This window comes from Bacteroides caecimuris (assembly GCF_001688725.2).
GTDB classification, from domain to species: Bacteria; Bacteroidota; Bacteroidia; order Bacteroidales; family Bacteroidaceae; genus Bacteroides; species Bacteroides caecimuris.
Genome location: NZ_CP015401.2, coordinates 4,432,535 through 4,454,035 on the forward strand (window position 1 = coordinate 4,432,535; position 21,501 = coordinate 4,454,035).

Annotated in this window: 15 protein-coding genes; 6 read left to right on the top strand and 9 right to left on the bottom strand. The window is 43.4% G+C overall.

Going from position 1 to position 21,501, the window contains the following annotated elements; translation table 11 throughout:
* Positions 1–103 precede the first annotated feature (103 nt).
* Entirely contained in the window at positions 104–1,510 is a 1,407-nt protein-coding gene (ltrA, locus tag A4V03_RS19120; RefSeq protein WP_065539982.1) for a group II intron reverse transcriptase/maturase, read from the top strand.
* 166 nt (positions 1,511–1,676) lie between these two features.
* Here ltrA and ybeY read toward each other — a convergent pair whose 3' ends face one another.
* The 3 genes from ybeY to A4V03_RS20920 all read right to left on the bottom strand — a co-directional run bounded on the left by ybeY (position 1,677) and on the right by A4V03_RS20920 (position 3,786).
* The gene (gene ybeY, locus A4V03_RS19125) at positions 1,677–2,096 is read right to left on the bottom strand and encodes an rRNA maturation RNase YbeY (protein ID WP_065539983.1); all 420 of its coding nucleotides are present in this window, start codon (positions 2,094–2,096) and stop codon (positions 1,677–1,679) included.
* 16 nt (positions 2,097–2,112) lie between these two features.
* On the bottom strand, positions 2,113–3,345 hold the full coding sequence (locus A4V03_RS19130) for a nucleoside recognition domain-containing protein (RefSeq protein ID WP_065539984.1): 1,233 nt from the start codon (positions 3,343–3,345) through the stop codon (positions 2,113–2,115).
* 258 nt (positions 3,346–3,603) lie between these two features.
* On the bottom strand, positions 3,604–3,786 hold the full coding sequence (locus A4V03_RS20920) for a hypothetical protein (RefSeq protein ID WP_120467421.1): 183 nt from the start codon (positions 3,784–3,786) through the stop codon (positions 3,604–3,606).
* Positions 3,787–4,207: 421 nt separating this feature from the next.
* On the opposite strand from A4V03_RS20920, the gene ruvB reads away from it, so the two are divergent.
* From ruvB to A4V03_RS19155, 5 genes are all read left to right on the top strand, one after another.
* Positions 4,208–5,242 carry a Holliday junction branch migration DNA helicase RuvB gene (gene ruvB, locus A4V03_RS19135; RefSeq protein ID WP_024987441.1) on the top strand — a complete coding sequence of 345 codons (1,035 nt, stop codon included), beginning with the start codon at positions 4,208–4,210 and terminating at the stop codon, positions 5,240–5,242.
* Between the two features lie 140 nt (positions 5,243–5,382).
* Positions 5,383–5,859, top strand: coding sequence for an endonuclease domain-containing protein (locus A4V03_RS19140; RefSeq protein ID WP_065539985.1), 477 nt, complete (start codon positions 5,383–5,385; stop codon positions 5,857–5,859).
* Positions 5,860–5,899: 40 nt separating this feature from the next.
* Positions 5,900–7,396 (top strand): oligosaccharide flippase family protein, encoded by a 1,497-nt coding sequence (locus A4V03_RS19145; protein ID WP_024987443.1) that lies wholly within the window; start codon positions 5,900–5,902, stop codon positions 7,394–7,396.
* Between the two features lie 2 nt (positions 7,397–7,398).
* Positions 7,399–8,754, top strand: a complete 1,356-nt coding sequence (locus A4V03_RS19150) for a TIGR00341 family protein (RefSeq protein ID WP_065539986.1) — start codon at positions 7,399–7,401, stop codon at positions 8,752–8,754.
* A gap of 61 nt (positions 8,755–8,815) precedes the next feature.
* Entirely contained in the window at positions 8,816–10,957 is a 2,142-nt protein-coding gene (locus tag A4V03_RS19155; protein WP_065539987.1) for a S46 family peptidase, read from the top strand.
* 74 nt (positions 10,958–11,031) lie between these two features.
* On the opposite strand, the gene A4V03_RS19160 is transcribed toward A4V03_RS19155, so the two are convergent.
* From A4V03_RS19160 to A4V03_RS19185, 6 genes are read right to left on the bottom strand one after another with little or no spacing between them, the layout of a single operon-like run.
* Complete coding sequence (locus tag A4V03_RS19160) at positions 11,032–12,501, bottom strand: glycoside hydrolase family 125 protein (RefSeq protein ID WP_065540511.1); 1,470 nt, start codon at positions 12,499–12,501, stop codon at positions 11,032–11,034.
* 36 nt (positions 12,502–12,537) lie between these two features.
* Positions 12,538–13,716 carry a glycoside hydrolase family 76 protein gene (locus A4V03_RS19165; protein ID WP_065539988.1) on the bottom strand — a complete coding sequence of 393 codons (1,179 nt, stop codon included), beginning with the start codon at positions 13,714–13,716 and terminating at the stop codon, positions 12,538–12,540.
* Between the two features lie 8 nt (positions 13,717–13,724).
* Complete coding sequence (locus A4V03_RS19170) at positions 13,725–14,864, bottom strand: glycoside hydrolase family 76 protein (protein WP_024987448.1); 1,140 nt, start codon at positions 14,862–14,864, stop codon at positions 13,725–13,727.
* A gap of 8 nt (positions 14,865–14,872) precedes the next feature.
* A complete protein-coding gene (locus tag A4V03_RS19175) occupies positions 14,873–16,696 on the bottom strand; it encodes a SusE domain-containing protein (protein WP_024987449.1) in 1,824 nt (607 codons plus the stop codon).
* A gap of 24 nt (positions 16,697–16,720) precedes the next feature.
* Positions 16,721–18,340 carry a RagB/SusD family nutrient uptake outer membrane protein gene (locus tag A4V03_RS19180; RefSeq protein WP_024987450.1) on the bottom strand — a complete coding sequence of 540 codons (1,620 nt, stop codon included), beginning with the start codon at positions 18,338–18,340 and terminating at the stop codon, positions 16,721–16,723.
* Between the two features lie 12 nt (positions 18,341–18,352).
* On the bottom strand, positions 18,353–21,490 hold the full coding sequence (locus A4V03_RS19185; RefSeq protein WP_024987451.1) for a SusC/RagA family TonB-linked outer membrane protein: 3,138 nt from the start codon (positions 21,488–21,490) through the stop codon (positions 18,353–18,355).
* Positions 21,491–21,501 lie beyond the last annotated feature (11 nt).

Here is a 21,501-nt window from a genome sequence, read left to right on the forward strand (position 1 = left end):
AAGCGTTCGGGGTTTCATATCAGTCAAATACGATAGCCATTATTATTTCTTAAGTAGTTAAGGACTGAACCAAAATTAAACGATAGTAATTGAAAGTTACCTTATGAAAGTACGAATGCAGAAAACATCAGCCCAAGCTAATGACTGCCCTCAAAGAGATAGGACGGCATCCGAATGGTATGCGGGAGTGCAGACTTTCATGTGGATGACCGAAGACAACATCGTGGAAGTACCATTTGACAAAGAACACCTGTTGGAAATCATCCTCAGTCCATTGAATTTGAACAAATCCTATAAAGCAGTAGTCAGGAACAGTGGAAGTGGCGGTATAGACAAGATGTCATGCGAAGAGTTGTTGCCATGGTTAAAGGCCAATAAGGATGAACTGATAAGTTCTTTGCAGTGCGGGACTTACCGTCCCAACCCAGTACGCAGGGTAGAAATTCCCAAGGACAATGGCAAGAAACGCCTTTTAGGAATCCCTACAGTGGTAGACCGATTGGTGCAACAAGCCATAAACCAAATACTGACCCCGATATACGAGCGTCAGTTCTCAAAGACAAGTTACGGTTTCCGTCCCCAAAGGTGCTGCCATGATGCCCTTCGAAAGGCTCAGAAGATAGTGGATAAAGGCTATAAATATGTAGTCGACCTCGACCTTGAGCGTTTCTTTGATACGGTAAGTCATAGCAAGCTGATAGAGATACTCAGCCGCACTATAAAGGATGGGAGGGTAATAATCCTGATACACAAATATCTTCGCAGTGGTGTAATAAACAGAGGATTGTTTGAGATAAGTACAGAAGGTACTCCTCAAGGAGGTCCTTTAAGTCCTCTGCTGAGCAATATCCTGCTCAATGAACTTGATAAGGAACTGGAAAGACGTGGGGTTCCTTTCGTTCGTTATGCAGACGATGCGGTGATATTTTGTAAATCCAAGCGTGCTGCCCAGCGTGTGAAGGAATCAATAACCCGGTTCATAGAAGGGAAACTCTTCCTTAAAGTGAACCGTGAAAAGACGGTTGTATCTAATATAAGAGGAGTTAAGTTCCTGGGCTACTCTTTCTATGTGATGAAAGGACAATGTCTCCTGACTGTACATCCCAAATCCAAGATTAAGCTGAAGTCGAAACTCAAAGAACTGACCAGTCGTAGTAATGGGTATGGATATGAAATCAGGAAACAGAAACTCAAGAATTACATAATGGGATGGGTTGCTTACTTCCATCTTGCACAAATAAAACGTCTTTGTACAGAAACCGATGAATGGTTAAGACGACGGATACGCATGTGTATCTGGAAATCATGGAAGAATGTTAAGACCAGAGTGTCAAACCTAAAGAAATGTGGTGCTCTTGCTTGGCAGGCATATCAATGGGGAAACACTCGTCTCGGTTATTGGCGTGTGGCAAACAGCCGACTTGTAACCTCAGCAATGTCCAATGACAAGTTGCGAAGGGCTGGTTATGTGGGATTAATGGACTGCTACCTCAAATGGTGCCCAAAATAGGAACCGCCGTATGCCGAACGGCACGTACGGTGGTGTGAGAGGTCGGAAAACGAAAGTAGGAAGAAAACTACTTCGTTTTCCTCCTGCTCGATTTACAGTATTTATACAGTATAGTATGTTTGAATAAACCGTTTGTTTATTGAAATTGTTTGCTGTTGAGGCTTGCTTATGCTTTTCGCATGGTCAATGCCTTATTCTCCGCATCTTCCATAATCTCCCGCTCTCCGGGACCTTTATCATTGATGCCGCACAAGTGAAGAATTCCGTGGATAATCACACGATGCAGTTCGTCTTCGTATGAGGCGCCAAACTGTTCCGCATTGGTGCGTATCGTATCCAGACTGATGAATAAGTCACCTGACAGACGATCGCCTTCGCAATAATCGAAAGTAATAATGTCCGTGTAGTAGTCGTGTTGCAGATACTGACGGTTTACCTCCAGAATCTTTTCGTCCGAGCAGAAGATATAAGCGATTTCACCAAGTCTTTTCCCGTAAGAAGCAGCTACCGCCTTTATCCATTCCGTAGTCTCGCGTTTCTTGATATCAGGCATTTTTACGCCTTCTGTTTGATAAGTTACAGCCATAATTGAATGTTATGATTTAAAAGAAAAATAAATAACTGATTAAGATAGCGGCTATAATACCCGAGAAGTCTGCTATCAGACCGCAAGTTACCGCATTACGAGTTTTGGTGATCCCTACACTGCCGAAATAAACCGCCAGAATGTAGAATGTGGTGTCCGAAGCCCCGCGAACTATACAACTCATACGCCCTACAAACGAATCCGGTCCCAGTTCTTTCATCGTATCGATCATCAATCCGTTCGCACCGCTGCCGCTAAGCGATTTCATCAATGCAGTAGGCAGTGCACCTACAAAGCTCGTGTCGACTCCGCATAAGCCTACTATATAGCCGATGCCTCCCACCAGAAAATCCATTGCTCCCGAAGTGCGGAACACTGCAATTCCTACAAGGAAGGCAACCAGATAAGGGATGATGCGTACAGCTGTCGTAAATCCCTCTTTGGCTCCTTCTACAAACGAATCGTATACATTGATTTTCTTTCTGACTCCCGTCAAGATAAACAGGATGATGACACTGAACAGCAGAATATTCGCTATCAATGTAGAATAAGTACCCATGTCCTCTCGCGAAACGCTTAGGAACAGATAAATCAAGCCGGAAAAGAAAAGGCAGATAACGCCCATTAAAAGGAGAATAGGCTTATTGATCAAGTTTATCTTTTGAGCGATGCTGACTGCTATGACTCCTACTAAAGTGGAAATGAAAGTACTTAGCAGGATAGGGATAAATACATCTGTAGGCTGTGCAGCCCCCATTTGTGCGCGATATACCATGATACTGATCGGAATGATGATAAGGCCGGATGTGTTAATCACCAAAAACATAATCATCGGATTGGAAGCCGTGTCCTTTTTCGGATTCAGTTCTTGCAGCTCTTTCATCGCTTTCAGCCCCAGTGGGGTGGCTGCATTGTCGAGGCCAAGCATATTGGCAGACATATTCATGAAGATGGACCCTAACACCGGGTGCCCTTTAGGAATGTCCGGAAACAGCCGGCAAAGCACCGGACTAAGAAAGCGAGCCAGCGCATTAATCAATCCGCTATTCTCTCCGATTTTCATGATACCTAGCCAAAGAGCCAACACTCCCGTAAGCCCTAAAGAAATCTCGAAAGCTGTTTTTGAAGAATCGAATGTAGCGTTCATGATAGCCGTAAATATCTCCGTATCTCCCCCAAAAATCACTTTTGCAAGGGCGATGATAAAGGCGACGACAAAGAATCCTATCCAAATGTAATTTAAAACCATTGTAATCCAGTTAAAATAGAATGATACAAAGGTAGATAAAAGATTGATTTGTCTCTGTGTTCTTTATTATTTTCTAGGGCAACTGTGCTAAAAATAACGTAAGTTCGATATAATTTCGCCCGCATGGTTTCCCCTCCTTCGGGAATAGTACAAGCTTATATCGAACTGACGTTACCGTCATATCGTTTCAGTCCATTTGAATTCAGCTTTTGCAATTCTCCTCCCATAGAAGTTTTTTTCATTTTTGCCCTCATGCCCTCACATTTCCCTCTCAATCCCTTTATTCATGGTGCTTTCCGCTGTGAGAGCAAGTGTGATAGCAGAGTGAGGGCAGGCGTTTGCCCTCATTCTCCGAATTTGCCGTTTTCGATTCAATCCGTTGATTGATAATGATATATGTGCTTTTCGTGCCTCTGCAAGCACTCCTCTGTTGATTTTCATTTTTCACAGTGTCCTTGCCAGTCAATCTGTAACAAGAATAAAGAAACAACTAGTCAACCATTACCGGAGAAGTACAGCTTCTCTTTTTCCCACATATTGTGGGAAAATATTCCCTCACATTACGGGAATTTGTTCCCAAGCAGTCGGGAATATTTTCCCAAGCAGTCGGGAATGTTTTCCCATAATATGAGGGAATACTTTCCCACAATATATGGGAAAGTCGGGACTTGTATCATTTAGTTCATTTCCGCACCGTTTAGCTTAAGACGCACAGATTTGAATCAAATTAGATGCGGTTGCCCTCATTGATTTTCTTTATGTTATTTTGAAATCCGGATACCGATTGGAGTTTTTCTTCGTCTTTCGTATACTGAAAATGAATGTAAATCTCTATCTTTGTCTCCTACTTTTCAAGAAATAAATGGAACAGGAAGATTTTAACATACGCGAACATCAGCTTACTTCAAAAGAACGGGATTTCGAGAATGCACTCCGTCCGTTGAGCTTTGAAGACTTTAGCGGACAGGATAAGGTGGTGGAGAACCTCCGCATTTTTGTGAAGGCGGCACGCCTGCGTGGCGAGGCGCTCGACCATGTCCTGCTTCACGGCCCTCCCGGCTTGGGAAAAACAACCCTTTCAAATATTATCGCCAATGAATTGGGTGTCGGCTTTAAGGTAACCTCCGGTCCGGTGCTCGACAAACCGGGCGACTTGGCAGGTGTGCTGACCAGTCTCGAACCGAATGATGTGCTCTTTATAGATGAAATCCATCGTCTGTCGCCTGTAGTGGAAGAGTATCTTTACTCTGCCATGGAAGATTACCGCATTGATATTATGATTGATAAGGGACCTTCGGCACGTAGCATTCAGATTGATTTGAATCCTTTCACACTGGTGGGGGCTACTACACGTAGCGGTCTGCTGACAGCCCCGCTTCGTGCACGTTTTGGTATAAACCTTCATTTGGAGTATTATGATGATGATATCTTGAGCAATATCATCCGCCGTTCTTCATCCATACTGGATGTGCCTTGTTCGGTACGTGCAGCCTCGGAGATTGCATCCCGCAGTCGCGGGACGCCCCGTATTGCCAATGCTCTGCTCCGCCGGGTACGTGACTTCGCACAAGTGAAAGGCACTGGCTCTATTGATACGGAGATTGCCCAGTTTGCGCTGGAGGCATTGAATATCGACAAGTACGGACTGGATGAGATAGACAACAAGATACTTTGTACCATTATAGACAAGTTTAAAGGCGGTCCTGTCGGTATAACGACCATTGCTACAGCTTTGGGAGAAGATGCGGGAACCATTGAGGAAGTTTACGAACCTTTCCTGATCAAAGAAGGATTCATGAAACGTACTCCCCGCGGACGTGAGGTGACAGAACTTGCCTATAAGCATTTGGGGCGTAGCCTGTATAGTGGCAATCAAAAAACGTTGTTTAACGATTAATATAAAGTTGTGTAATAAGCAGTATCTCATTAGGGGAGCACCTGAAAGTTAAAAGTCGATAGTATTCCTACTCTCCTCCTTCTGGAAGGAGGAGTACCCGTAGGGGGAGGTGGTAGGTGAATACATAAAATGAAATATTTATGCACGATACAATGAATAAGTCTGAACTGAAATCAGTTCGAAAAGATTTGCGTAATAATGGCACTTCTGCCGAAGCTACTCTCTGGGAGTTAATCAAGGGAAAGCAAATTGACGGACTTAAGTTTCGTTGGCAGCACAGTGTCGGTCCCTATATTTTAGACTTCTATTGCCCGCAATTCCGGTTGAGTATAGAACTGGACGGAGAAGTACATTCTACTTCGGTAGCAATGGATTATGCGGATAATCGTGCTCGTTTCCTCATTAATGAAAAGGATATTTGGGTCATTCGGTTTGAGAATAGAGTGGTATTTGAGAATCCTTCGCAAATTGTGGAGGAGATTCGAGAGGCTGTAGGAAAGAGGAGAGGGAATCCTACCACCTCCCCCTGTGGGGACTCCTCCTTCCAGAAGGAGGAGAGTCAGAATACTACCGACTTTTCGACGTTAATCACTAAACCGTTAACCGTTAATCACTAAATCGTTAACCGTTAATCATTAAACAGTTAATCATATCTACATGGCTGGACTAAAATCATTAGCTAAAGATACTGCAATTTATGGGTTAAGCAGTATTGTCGGACGATTCCTTAACTATATGCTGGTACCCCTGTATACAGCTGTATTACCGGCTTCTTCCGGAGGTTACGGAGTCGTATCGAACGTATACGCATTTACAGCCCTGATGCTCGTACTGCTTACGTTCGGTATGGAAACGGGATTCTTCCGTTTCGCCAATAAATCGGGGGAGGACCCGATGAAAGTGTATGCCAACTCCCTATTGTCAGTAGGAGGCGTATCTTTGATTTTCGCCCTCCTTTGTTTATTGTTCCTGCAACCGATTTCCAATTTGCTGGATTATGGCGATCATCCGGAGTATATAGCGATGATGGCTATTGTGGTAGCTTTAGACTCTTTTCAATGCATCCCTTTTGCCTATTTGCGATACAAGAAACGTCCTGTCAAGTTTGCAGCTATCAAGCTACTCTCTATCGGTGGCGGCATCGGTTTGAATCTGTTTTTCCTGTTGGGGTGTCCGTGGCTGAATGTGCATTGTCCGGCAACCATCGCTTGGTTTTATGACCCCGACTATCTGGTGGGATATATCTTCGTTAGCAACCTGATCATCTCGGTTGTACAGATGTTCTTCTTTATCCCAGAGCTGAGAGGATTTGCTTATAAGCTGGACCGGGTGTTGCTGAAGCGAATGGTAGTATACTCTTTCCCGGTATTAATCTTAGGTTTGGTAGGTATTCTGAATCAGACTGTAGACAAGATGATCTATCCGTTTCTCTTTGAAGATCGGCAGGAAGGATTAGCACAACTGAGTATCTATGCGGCAACCTGCAAAATTGCGATGGTAATGGCGATGTTTACACAGGCTTTCCGTTACGCTTACGAACCGTTTGTCTTTGGCAAAGACAGCGAAGGAGATAACCGGAAAATGTATGCGGCTGCGATGAAATATTTCCTGATCTTTTCATTGCTGGCTTTCCTTGCAGTCATGTTCTATCTCGACTTGTTGCGTTACCTCGTAGCAAAGGACTACTGGGAAGGTCTTGGAGTAGTATCTATCGTGATGCTTGCAGAAATCTGTAAAGGGATTTATTTCAACCTCTCCTTCTGGTATAAACTGACGGATAAAACCTATTGGGGGGCTTACTTCTCAGTGATCGGTTGTGTCATTATTGTCGTATTGAACATCTTGTTTGTGCCGGTTTATGGCTATCTTGCTTCGGCATGGGCTTCTGTTGCAGGCTATGCCGTAATCTTGCTGTTATCCTACTGGATAGGACAGAAAGAATACCCGATTCGTTATGATTTGAAAAGCCTCGGACTTTATGTTCTGCTGGCAGTGGTACTCTACGTTATTGGAGAACAGGTGCCTATCCCTAATCAGGTGCTCCGTCTCGCTTTCCGTACCGTACTTTTATTGCTATTTATAGCTTATATTATCAAGAAGGATTTACCATTGAGTCAGATTCCTGTTATTAATCGCTTTATAAAGAAGAAATAATTATGAAGACAGATGAACGTAATAAGTTTGCTATCAGGTCCTTTCTGAGAGAATATCTGGACTTGAAAAAAGACAAGGATAACGAACTCGCCACCGTGGATTCTATCCGTAAAGGTGTAGAGTTTAAAGGTGCCAATTTATGGATCCTGATTTTTGCCATCTTTATGGCATCACTCGGATTGAATGTAGACTCTACCGCAGTCATTATCGGTGCCATGTTGATTTCTCCGCTGATGGGACCTATTATGGGAGTAGGACTCTCTGTCGGACTGAACGATTTCGAATTAATGAAGCGCTCTTTAAAGAGTTTTCTCATAACGACCGCTTTCAGTGTGACAACGGCCACTATCTTCTTCCTTCTTGCCCCTATTGCCGGTTCGCAGTCGGAGCTGCTGGCACGTACATCGCCCACTATTTATGATGTATTCATCGCGCTTTTTGGTGGTTTGGCAGGTGTGGTAGCTCTCTCTACCAAGGAAAAAGGAAATGTGATTCCGGGCGTTGCCATTGCTACTGCATTGATGCCGCCGCTTTGTACGGCAGGTTACGGGCTTGCCTCCGGTAATCTTATTTATTTCCTAGGTGCTTTTTATCTTTATTTCATCAATTCTGTTTTTATCAGTCTTGCCACTTTCCTCGGAGTTCGTGTGATGCATTTCAAACGAAAAGAGTTTGTTGATAAAACCCGTGAGAAGACCGTACGTAAATACATCGTTCTCATTGTGGTGCTTACCATGTGCCCGGCGGTTTATCTGACATTTGGAATTATAAAAAGCACCTTCTATGAGGCGGCAGCCAATCGTTTTATTAGCGATCAGCTGAACTTTGAAAATACACAGGTGCTTGATAAAAAGATCAGCTATGAACATAAAGAAGTGCGGGTTGTTTTGATTGGTCCTGAAGTGCCCGATGCTTCGATTTCTATTGCCCGTAGCAAGATGAAAGAATATAAGTTGGAAGATACGAAGCTGGTTGTATTGCAGGGGATGAATAACGAAGCGGTAGATGTGACTTCTATCCGTGCCATGGTCATGGAAGACTTCTACAAAAACAGCGAGCAGCGACTTCAGCAACAGGCAGTGAAGATTTCCCAACTGGAGACGACGCTGGAACAATACAGGACGTATGACGCAATGAGTCGTACATTAGTGCCCGAACTGAAAGTGCTTTATCCTTCCATCACTACGCTCTCCATCGCTCATTCGCTCGAAGTGCGGGTTGACTCGATGAAGACCGATACGGTAACATTGGCTGTTTTGAAATTCGACAGACATCCGTCTGCTGCCGAGAAACAGAAAATCAGCGAATGGCTGAAAGCCCGTGTAGGAGCGAAGAAGTTGAGGCTGATTACCGAATAATGATACTCGGATTGATCATAGAATATATAAATCCAACTTGAATAAATTAAAAAATAATAGCATGAAACTCAGACTAATCGCAGTGATTCTCCTCTCCCTTTGCCTGTCGCAGGCATTTGCTGACGAGGGAATGTGGTTATTGGGGAACCTTCGCAAGAACAAACAGGCAGAACGGGTGATGAAGGAACTCGGTTTGCAGATGCCTGTGAATAAACTGTATAATCCGAAGAAACCTTCTCTTTCAGATGCTGTTGTCAGCTTTGGAGGTTTCTGTTCGGGAGTGGTGGTTTCCGAAGACGGTCTGGTGTTTACCAATCATCATTGTGGTTTCAGCAGTATCCAGCAGCATTCTTCCGTAGAACATGATTATCTGAAAGATGGCTTTTTTGCACGTAGCCTTGATGAAGAGCTGCCGAATCCGGAGTTGTACGTCCGTTTTCTGCTTCGTACGGAAGACGTTACCAAACGGGTATTGTCTGCCGCCCGTCATGCTAAAACGGAAACAGAACGCCGTGTAGCTGTCGATTCGATCATGAATGTAATTAGTCTGGAAGTTTCCGAAAAAGATTCTACGCTGACCGGTATTGTCGATGCCTATTATGCAGGCAATGAATTCTGGCTTTCCGTTTATCGTGATTATAACGATGTTCGTTTGGTCTTTGCGCCTCCTTCTTCTGTCGGGAAGTTCGGATGGGATACGGACAATTGGATGTGGCCCCGGCATACGGGCGATTTCAGTGTATTCCGTATCTATGCCAATACGAAGAATGGCCCGGCTGATTATTCTCCTGACAACGTCCCTTATCATCCTGAATATGTAGCGCCCATCTCTTTGGATGGATACAAGGAAGGTTCTTTCTGTATGACGCTTGGTTATCCGGGAAGTACGGAACGGTATCTTTCTTCGTATGGTGTCGAAGAGATGATGAATGGAATCAACCAGGCAATGATTGATGTGCGGGGAGTAAAACAAGCAGTTTGGAAACGGGAGATGGACCGTCGTCCGGATATTCGTATTAAATATGCTTCAAAGTATGATGAAAGCTCCAATTACTGGAAAAATAGCATCGGAACGAATAAAGCCATCAAGCATCTGAAGGTGTTGGAAAAGAAACGGGAGGCTGAAACTGCGCTTCGTGATTGGATTCTGTCTCATCCGGAAGAGAGGGAGAAATTGATTCGTTTATTTTCTTCTTTGGAATTGAGTTATAGTAATCGGCGTGAAACAAACCGTGCCCTGGCTTATCTCGGTGAATCGTTTATTAATGGTCCCGAGTTGGTGCAGCTTGCTCTTGAGATTCTCAATTTCGACTTTGAGGCGGAAGAGAAGCAGGTAGTGACCCGTATGAAAAAATTGCTGGAGAAATATGATAATCTCGATCTTTCAATCGATAAGGAGGTTTTTGCTGCCATGCTTAAAGAGTATCAGTCGAAAGTGGATAAGAAGTATCTGCCTGCTATGTATGAAAAGATAGATACGCTTTATAACGGCAATATTCAGACCTATGTGGACTCTTTGTATGCAACGTCCCATATCACCTCTCCTAAGGGCTTGAAACGTTTTCTGGAACGGGACACTACGTATAATCTGATAGAGGACCCGGCGGTTTCCTTGAGTCTGGATCTGATCGTGAAGTATTATGAGATGAATCAGAGTATTTCCGAAGCTTCCGAGCAGATAGAGCAAGGGGAACGTTTGTTCAACGCTGCCATGCGCCGTATGTATGCCGATCGGAATTTCTATCCGGATGCCAATTCCACCATGCGGCTCAGTTTCGGAACGGTTGGGGGATATACTCCTTTTGATGGAGCCACTTACGATTATTATACCACCGTGAAAGGCATCTTTGAGAAGGTGAAGGAACATGCGGGGGATATTGACTTTGCCGTCCAGCCGGAGTTGTTGAGCCTGCTTTCTTCCGGTGATTTCGGCAGATATGCCAATGCACAGGGAGAGATGAATGTTTGCTTTATTTCTAATAATGATATTACAGGCGGTAATTCCGGCAGTGCCATGTTCAATGCCAAAGGAGAATTGCTTGGGCTGGCTTTCGATGGCAACTGGGAAGCAATGAGCAGTGACATCGTATTTGAACCTGACTTGCAGCGTTGCATCGGGGTAGATGTGCGGTATATGCTCTTTATTATGGAGAAATACGGTAAGGCGGGCAATCTTGTTCAGGAGTTGAAGATAGCTCGATGAAGCAAATATAATAAATCCCGGACGGATGTTTTTTACACCTGTTCGGGATTTACCTTCTGTAATGTAGAGCCTATTTATTGAATACTATTCAGTAAATCAATTTTTCCTTCGTTTACTAGCTTGAGTATCAGCTCGCCGAACAATGTATTCTGCCATGCAAACCACGCACGTGTGAACTTCTCAGGATTATCTTTATGGAAAGATTCGTGCATGAATCCTGTGCCTGCATCTGTATTTATTAGCATTTGGATGCATTCTTTGATTTCTTGGTCATCTTGGCTTGTAAAGGCTTTCATCATAATACTCATGGGCCATATCATATCATAACCAATATGCGGACCCCCGATACCTTCTCCGGCTTTTCCTTTAAAGAAGTAAGGATTGTCTTTACTCCATACAAAGCGGCGGGTATTTTGATAGATCGGGTCGTTCACATCTACATCGCCCAAATATGGCATTGCCAGCAGGCTTGGTACATTGGCATCATCCATAAGGAAATGATTTCCGAATCCATCGACTTCGAAAGCGTAGATTGTGCCGTATTTGGGATGATTATAGGTTGCATATTGTTTCAGGGCCGTTTCCACTTCCTGTGCCAGTTCGCTGCATTGTGTTGCCAATTCGGTCTTTTGATTGACAGTCTCTAAGATTTCAGCAGCTTTTCGGAGTGAAGTAACTGCAAAGAAGTTGGAAGGAACCAAAAATTGAAGGGTGGTAGCATCATCGGAAGGACGGAAAGCCGAAACGATTAATCCTACGGGATTTACCGGAGCGCCCAGCCCGTCGTTGTTCAGCGTATCAAGCGCACGTTCCGTTTTTCTCTGGAATTTATAAGGACCTACTCCCTCTTTTCTCTGTTGCTCTTTGAATGTTCTCAGGATATTGATGACGGCTTGAATCCATTCGTTATCGAAAATACTAGCGTCTCCCGTCTCTTTCCAATACTGATAAGCCAGGCGGAGGGGATAGCAGAGAGAGTCAATCTCCCATTTACGTTCGTGCAGTTCCGGTTTCATGTCCGTCAGGTCTGTCATCCAGTCGCCTCCTTTAGCTCCATCGTTGAAAGCATTTGCGTAAGGGTCGATATTGATACATTTGAATTGGCGGCGGATAACGCCCTCGAGCATTTTCTTTAATTCCGGGTCTTTATGAGCTAGCTGGATATATGGCCACACTTGAGCTCCCGAATCACGAAGCCACATGGCATGGATGTCTCCAGTATAGACAAAAGTATCCGGTTTGCCATCGGTGGTGCGATAGTGTACGGTTGTTTCCAATGTGTTAGGAAAGCAGTTCTCGAACATCCAGGCAAGTTTGCTGTTGGTCAGCAGCTTCTTCACTCTCAGGATTTCAGCTTCTACTGCCTGTGAAGTGAATAAACGGTCTTTTTTAGCCGGACGCTGGCTTTTATACTTTCCGGTAATTTCTGCTTGCTTGGCAATCATGGTATTGTCCTTAGGACAAATGAAAGTGGAAGCGTTCATATTGCTTCCTATTAGCAGGGCAGTTGCAAGGGTGCAAAGGCGCATGTTTCTTTTTGTCATATTTCTTTTTATCATTTATTAATGTTCTACAGTAGTTTATTCAAAGGCAGAAAGCCGACTATACATCTCTATCATGGCAGCTTGTGTCAGCAGCCATTTTTTATTGTCTTTTTTATTGCCGCTGAGGTCTGTATGGAACAGTCCTTTTTCATCACGTGCGTTCTCCCAAGCATAATCGAGACTTTTGTTAAAGGCATCGAGATATGTTTTATTCTTGTCAAGATGATAAAGTTCGATGAATCCTCTGAGCATTACGGCAGTAAACCAGATATCTCCTTTCTTTATCATTTTGAATGGTTCTCCGGATACGGGTGTAAAATCAGAAAAGAAGTAGTTGTAACATTCTTTGGCAATGCTTTGAGCTTCTTTCAGATAAACCGGATTGTTCGTCAGTTGGTAAAGGAGGGCAGCTGACTGCATCATTTGTCCGCTATTGTAAGCGAATTTGGCTTTTCCGATTTTTCCATCCAAACGAATATTGTCGAAATATAGATAATCTGTACTATCTTGCAAATGTTCTTTAGTCCATTCGTACAACGCTTTACCTTTTTTGAAATAACTGCTGTCGTTTGTTGCTTTGAATAGTTTTAGTGCAAAAACAGAACCAGGAGCATTTGAACAGGTGTTCTTCGATTCCTTTTTCTGCTCGCACCAATAGATTCCGCCTCCGAGCACACTATCTGTTCCGCTTTCTATAAAATCCCATATAAGTGTGGCCTTGTCCAAATATTTTTTGTTTTGGGTGAGTTGGTAAGTGTCTGTAAAATCAATGCCTAACCATACATTGTCGTCATAAAAACGGTCTGACACAGGAGCGGTACGCACATACGACGAATAAGCATTGGGAGTGCGTGCAGTGTCAAAATACTCATCAAGTCCCGGTAATACCCGTTCGTCCAGTAGTTTTTGAAATTCTTTGTTTTGAGTGGCTTCGAACAGTGCATTTACTGCGGAGAATGTTCCGGAGTAAGGCCAGAGATACGAATAGGCGTTTGGCACGTTAGCTTGTTCTTCTGATGCCAGATAAGTGACTTTGTGCTTCTCGTCAAAAGGAAAATTTTCGCGAAGCAGACAAGTGTTGGGTACTGAATAGTGAACATAGAGGGAGTCCAGCGTTTGCTGGGCTCTCTCTAAATTGATGTTTGGATTACTATTCCCCTTTGGTGCGCATCCGGTGAGGAAAGCAGCACACAGTACGGTTTCAATAATTCGCATGTTTCTTGTTATTTTTTATATTTTTCGTAATAAGCTTTTGCTTCTATCAGGGTGCAGCCGCTTGTCTGTATGGTCAGTTGAGTGCTGCCTTCGGCTCCTTTTGCCCAACTACTTCCGTAGAGAAGGTCGGACTTGTTGACGCCTTTTCTCCATAATATATCCGCATTGTTATTGAAGAAGGTGATAAACTTCTTCTGATAAATGGGTTCCAAATTATCATCTAAAATGAGTTTCACAAAATAACGGATGAATATTCCTTTGAACAGTCCGCCATCACCGTTTCCTTCGTCTCGGAGAAGATTGTTTCCTGCGTCAATCATGCTGCCGTCACTGATTCCGAAATAAGCGGCTTTGCGGGCGTCTTTCAGATATGATGCTTCTCCTGTAATCTTAAACAGTTCGTGGGCTGTTCCGAGAAATGTCCCTTGGTTATAACTTAATGTCAGGGTATTTAAGTTATCCGTTCTTCCGTCTATATTGTCGTAGACAGCTCCTGTAGCAGGATTGAACAGATGTTCTCTTTCCCATTGGTAAATCTTGATAGCCCATTCTTTGTATTCCTCCACTTTTTCTATTTGATATAAGCGACAGGCGATGAGGCTGGCAGGACCGTTGGAACAGGCATTTTTGCTCCATACATCGCCGTGGTTCCATGCGATACCACCGTTGCAGTATTCTTCATTCCAACCTTCCTTAATCCAATCCCAAAGTTGCTTGGCTGTATCCAGATATTTAGCTTCATCGGTGACTTCATACAAACGTATCATGGTCAGGGCAATCCATTCCATGTCATCGTAGAAGTTATTCCAATAACTTCCGCCGTTCTTGGAATTGATGCCAGCATACCACTTGTCAAAGCAGTCTTTATATTTAGCATCATGAGTACGAATATAGGCATCAATCAATACGTCCATAGCATGCGCTTGCGGCCAGTAATGAAAAGCTTCGTCATAACCGTCGCTTTCATAGTTGAAGTAATTGCCCGTTTCATTCCAGAAACGGTTAATTATGGTGACCGAGCTACTGTCTGCTGCTGCTTCCCAGTTGATTGTATAAAGTCCCTTGTCGTACATATACTCGTCTTCGATGTTGCCACAACTTTGGAACATCAGCGCGAGGAACGGGACACATAATAATAGTTTTTTCATACATCTTCTTAATTAACTGGTTCTATAGAATGGGTGTAATTTTCACCGGTAAAAATAACACGAACTTTTGTATTATTTCCTATGATTCCATCATTAAATTTCCATTTACGCTCCCATTGACCTGCTTCTGCATTATCATTTGTTTCCATGATATAGAAATAGGATGGATCTGGGTTTGCTCCTGGTACTACGTCTGTGTCGTTTTTGGTGCCCCAAATCAATTCGCTATCGTCCGCATATACCATTAGGAGTTTGTAACGATTATCATTATTACTATTATTACTAGGACTTATTGTACCTGTTCCCTCAAATACTCCATTTCCTATATAGGGTAAGTCAAGAAGGACATTTCGATCCCAGCAGTGCCATAGTCCCATTGATTTAATTTCTTTTGTAATGACTGATTTGTTGGAGAAATCTACCTTAATACGATAAATCCCGTCTTTTTCGACAGTGGTAATTCCGTCTCCACTTTTAATCTCTCCATCTTCTATATAGAAGAACTTTGCATCTGCTTCTTGAGAAGAAGCCATCTTATAAGTCTTTCCTCCTTGCAGCCGGGTGAATATTTCAAATATGCCTTCTCCCAGTTTATTGTATTGCATGGCTTTACTGATATCATTTCCCCCTTCACTGGCTTCACCTGTCAAGAATAAGTTTTTAGGAGTTGTTTCCGGTTCTTCAGGAGATACACCGTCTCCGAGAGATACAAAATGTGTATAGTTTGCTCCGTTGAATTTAACGGTGACTTTGGTCATGCTACCATCAAACTGATTGTCAAATTTCCATTTGTGATTCCATTGTGGTTCACTACCTTCATTGATTCCATATTCTTTGATAAAGTAATATGAATCTTCTTGACCAGCTCCGTTCGGAGATGAATCTACGTCATTCAATGTTCCCCAATACATATCTTTATCGCTGTAAGACATCAACAGTTTGTAACGTTGGTCTTTTCCCCAGCTCTCCTGTTTAAACGTTACTTTGCCTTCTCCTTCAAATATTCCGTTACCTTTGTAAGACAGTTCGAAAATAACCTTGTTGCTCGGGCAGAAAAATACTCCTACTGATTTTACTTCCTGAATAGAGACTGAAGCAATAGAGAAGTCCATAGTGATGCGATAGATTCCGTCTTTTTCTACTGTCGTTTCGCCTTCGCCTTCTACAATTCTATTTCCATCAATGTAGAAATAGTTTGCGTTGTCATTGGTTTTATCTACCAGCTTATAGCTTTTTCCTCCTTTCAAACGGGTAAAGATTTCAAATGTTTCCTGTTCGGGTGAGGAACAAGGTACTGCTTGACTGATATCACTTCCCCCTTCGGTTGCTTCACCGGTGAGAAATAATTGAGATGGAACCTCTGCAAATCCGAGCATACGGGTGATCGTCAGTTTATGTGAGACATTGCTCATTGCCGTGCTCAGACCGCGTGATGCGATGACCGTCCAGATAATTGTACCTGTCTCTCCACTGTTCAATCCTGCTGCTGCACCTATTTTATTCAGTGTTTTATGACTGATAGTCGCGTAATTGCGCGCCCCGTTGTTGTCAGACAATACTTTGTAAAGAGGATTAGAGAAGTTTCCCCCTTCTTTGTCGAAAACGATTTCGTAGAGCGGTGAGCCACTGTCTTCAGCTTTCGCTGCTTCCCATTCGAAGAACAGGGAAGCGGTAGCAGATGCTACTAGTTCTACACTTTTTCCGCTGATTGGTTCATAAAGTTGATTCACCGGGCTTACTGCCGTATCTCTGTATTCCATATCTTCCGTACATGAGAAGATGATTGCCAATGTAGTGAATAAGGCGACTACTTTTGTTATTTTTGTTTTCATATTAATTTCCTTTTAATAGGGTGATTAGTTAGAATATCCGGGATTGTTAGGGGCTAGATTCGGATTTAGGTTGATTTGGCTTTGAGGAACTGCCCATAAATAATCTCTGTTTTCATCGAACTGACGTTTATCCAGTCGGATAGGATTACCGTTGTTGAAGTTTGCGCCATAGACATATCCTTCAAGGTATTCTTTTCCGGCTTTCCAGCGTTTGATATCATACCATCTCAATCCTTCGAGGGCTAGTTCGCAACGGCGTTCGTTACGGATGATTTGTCTCATTTCCGCTTCTGTCTTTTCGGTAGGATAAGCTTTTGCTTCTTCTGTGAATCCAGCTCTGTTTCGGAGTGGGAGTATGGTCTGATTCCAGATAGTAGCATCCATGTTTCCTTTCTCAAATTGAGCCTCTGCATACATTAACAAAATGTCGGCATAACGTATGATGCTAAGATTTACCCCAGAATTCATATCACCTTTTGCTTGTGGGCTATAGTATTTGCGGGTGTAATATCCGGTAGCAGTTTTGTTACTTCCGGCTTCATACTTATCCACTGTGTTGGATTGCGGATTGATTTGAATGATAGTGCCTGTACTACCGTCCGAAACATTCTTACTCCAGTCATAACCGTCATAAACAACAGTGGCGGTCAGCCGCAAATCGCGGTTGGCATACGGAGTACTTGGATTGTATAACGGGCTATTTTCATTAAATGCTTTGCCATCTACCATTAAATAACTGTCTACTAACGATTGTTGCGGAGCGCGGTTACAAAGACGTGCACCAACTGATAGCGGAGCCATATCTGACATCTCACCCCATGTCAGTAGGAAAGGAACGTATGCACGGTCTAGAATAATCTCCTGATTATATTCGTTTGTCTCTTCAAAAACACTACGATAAGTGGGGAGAAGGCTGTATGTGCCATATTCATTCTGTTTCTTTATCAGATTATCGCAATATTTGATAACGTTATCCCAGTCACTGTCCATTAGGTAGACTCTCGCCTGTAGAGCACTGACCGCTCCTTTGGTAATTTTGCCTTGTTCAGCATCTTGCAGTTGGTCACGGGTGGGAAGTGCGTTTGCTATATCTTCTAATTCCTGATGGATGAAGCTGATGATGGTAGCACGTGGAGTACGGGCAATGGAGTTGGATTCATCAATTGTAATATCTTTGTCAAAGAATGGCACATCTCCATACAGATTAGTTAGCCGGAAATAGATAAAGGCACGGATAAAACGAATTTCGGCAATCATGCGTGCTTTGACAGCTACATTCATTCCCGGAACCAGATCTACTTTCTCCAGAAATACATGGCAGGTTTTGATACCACCGTATAGATCCTTCCATTCATTTTTAAAGAGTTCTAAAGAAGGAGTGCCCATACCTTTGCGAATGGCACGCGGGTCGGTTACATTTCTTCCGTCGAATACATTGTCACTCAGACTTTCGTCCTGCCACATTCTTCCGGCATTGTACATTTGGCTGTAGGCCATGTTAACTACGTATTGTGCTTTCTCTGTGGAGTTCCAGAAGCTGTTGTCCGTGAATTTGTTGGACGGGGTATTTTCCATATCGTTGCAACCGGTCATCAGCACGGAAGCAAACCCAGTCACTAAATAGAGAAGTTTATATCTTTTCATACTGTTGTTTGATTAAAATTCAATGTCTACACCAAATCCGAAATAACGCAGAGTAGGATACGAACGCCCACTATTGGCACCGCTTGTGCTCATTTTGGAATCAAATTCGGATGATTCCGGGTCTATAAACGAGTTGTTGCTGAATGTCAGTAAGTTCTGACCGTTTATATACAAGCGGGCTTTTTGCATTCCCAAATGTTTAGTCCATTCTTTGGGCAGGGTATAACCAATCGTGAGGTTTTTCAACCGCAAGTATTTACCGTCTAGCAAGAAGAGGTCGGAGCCGTTTCCATTGCCGTAGTTGTTTCTGTTGGAGTCAGAACCTGGCGCTGCTAATCTTGGCCAGCGGGCCTCGGTATTGGTTGGTGTCCAGAAATCCAGTTGATGTTTATAAATGGTATAAGAGTAGTTGGCGTGATATGGTTCTATCAATTCACCACGCAACATCATGTCACGTTTGCCTACTCCTTGCCAGAACATACTGAAATCGATCCCTTTCCAGTTCAGACCGTAGGTGAATCCGAAAGTATAACGTGGGAAGGCATTACCAAGAATAAACTTATCTTTTGAGTCGATGATACCGTCGTCATTTCGGTCTACAAATTTAATATCTCCGGGTTGTACCTTAGCTCCTACTGGTATGGCAGACGCTTCAATTTCATCGTAACTTTGGAAAAATCCTGCCATCTTATAGCCATAATAAGAGTTCAAGGGAACACCGACCCGGATGATACGGCTTAACTCTTCCACTTGGGTAATTTGTTCGTCTCCGGGGAATTCTAATACCTTGTTCCAAGAATCTCCCAAATTAAAGTTGAAATTGTGAGTAAACGCCCCAGTTTTCAATCGATAGTTGACAGATAGATCCCATCCCTGGTTTTGCATCTTGCCGATATTTGCCATAGGCATTTCTGTACCGAATACGGAAGAAATCAGCGGTTTCATTAAGATGTCATTCGTTCTTTTATGGAAGTAATCGAAAGTGACAGTCAGACTGTTTTGTAGGAAAGAGGCATCGACACCGATATTGAATGTTTGGGTTTTTTCCCAAGTCAGATTTTCTAGTCCCAGTTTGAATCCGGCTCCCGATACAGTTTTGTTATTGTAGGCATAGCTGTTGTCATACACGTCATATACGGTAAAACGGTCGTAAGTACCGATTGCTTGACTGCCCAAGATACCGTAAGAGGCTCGTAACTTCAAGTCGCCTATCTTTTCTTTATAAAACTCCATGAAGGATTCTTCTGTAGGGCGCCACCCCAAGGAAACTGAGGGGAAAAAGCCCCAACGATAGTCCTTGTGGAACTTAGAAGCTCCGTCGTAGCGAAAACTGAATTCTGCATAATATCTGTCGGCATACGAATAACCTGCACGTCCAAAGAAGGAGGTTATGCTGGTACGGTTACTGTCGTCAACGGAAGTTTTTCCTGTGATGTTTCCCGGCTCACTGGTTGTTTCGTCAGTAGCAATACCTAAATCGGGGTCTACATACTTCTTTTCTATTTCGTTACTGCTTTGTGTGTATGACTCGTTGGTCAATCCTACTAGACCGTTGACCGTATGCTTGCCGAATGTTTTGTTGTAATCCAATAGCAGTTGAGTATTGATAAGATAGGCGTTACTGTTCCAGTTACTGGTTTTGTTGTTCTCTTTTTTGATTGGACGCGGTTCTGTGGCTTCTTCGCTACTATAATAAGCCACTGCATGATTCCTGGTAAAACGTGTGTCGTTCATGATGTCAGCACCGAACACTCCTTTCAATTTTAATCCGTCAATAATCTTCATTTCGGCGGAAACGTTTGTGTTGATGTAGTTATTACGGTATTTATTTCTTCCACCCGCTTCCAACTGTCCCAGCGGGTTGAACTCGGACAATATATCATTCAGCAGGTATCGTCCGTCTGCTGATTTCATTTTATAGTAATAGTAGGTCGGGGTACGGGCGGCATCTACTTCCAGGCTTCCTCCGGTAGTGCTTACACTGTTGTTGCGGGCATAAGCAAGGATTCCGGTCAGTTTGAAGCGTCCGAGCTCAGTACTCAGACTTGTGCGGAAGTTGTAGCGTTGAACACCGAAAGAGTCGTTTCCTACATAGTTGCTTTCCTGATCGTAATAACCCATTGAAATCATGTAGGTAGAGTGTTCGCTACCTCCGGATACGCTTAGGTTATAATTCTGTTGCATGGCTGTTCGCATAATCTGGTCAAAGAACCAGCTCTCTTCATTCTGATGAGCGGCTAAATCGCGGATTTGGTCAGGAGTATACTTGGGAGCATTGCCTGCATTGGTTTCTGCAAGATTTCTCAGTGTTGCGTTTTGATAGCCTGCTACCGGAGAGAACAGGATGTCCGGGTTTTCCCAACCTATCATGCCGCTCAAGCGGACTACCGGACGCTGGTTCTTTTTCCCTTTTTTGGTGGTCACCACTACTACACCGTTGGAAGAACGTGAACCGTAGATAGCGGCCGTTCCTGCATCTTTCAAGATAGAGATGTTTTCGATGTCCATCGGATTCAGCTTATTGAAGCTTTCACCGTCAGCTACCAGTCCGTCTATCACAAATAGAGGGCTATTGTCATTCAGCGTACTGATACCACGGATATTGAAATTCGTTTTGTTATCATTCGGGTTGTGGTTACGTTGCTGTATGATAACGTTCGGTGCTGCTCCTTGCAATGCCTGAGTCATGTTTGCCACCGGACGGTTTTCAATCATGTCGGCTTTTACTTGGTCTACCGCACCTACCGCACTTTTACGGGTTGTTGTGCCATATCCTACTACAATAACTTCATCGAGGACTTTCGTGTCTTCTTTCATGCTAATGGAAAGAGAACTCTTTCCGTTAACCGGAAACTCTAGAGTAGCATAGCCGATGTACGAAAAAACTAGTGCATCATTGGCGTCACATTGAATGGAGAAGTTGCCGTTGATGTCTGTAATTGTTCCGATTCCCGACTTGCCTTTTACACTTACGCTTACTCCGATGAGAGGTTCACCGGATACATCTTTTACCGTTCCTTTTACGAGGGTATTCTTCGTTTGCGAAGTGTTCAATATGCTCGCTTGTCCGGCATTAATGTCGGGCGCCAGAATAAATAAGGAGGCTATAGCGAGACTGAAAAACAAAAGTTTATACTTTCTACAAGTCATACCTTGTTTTG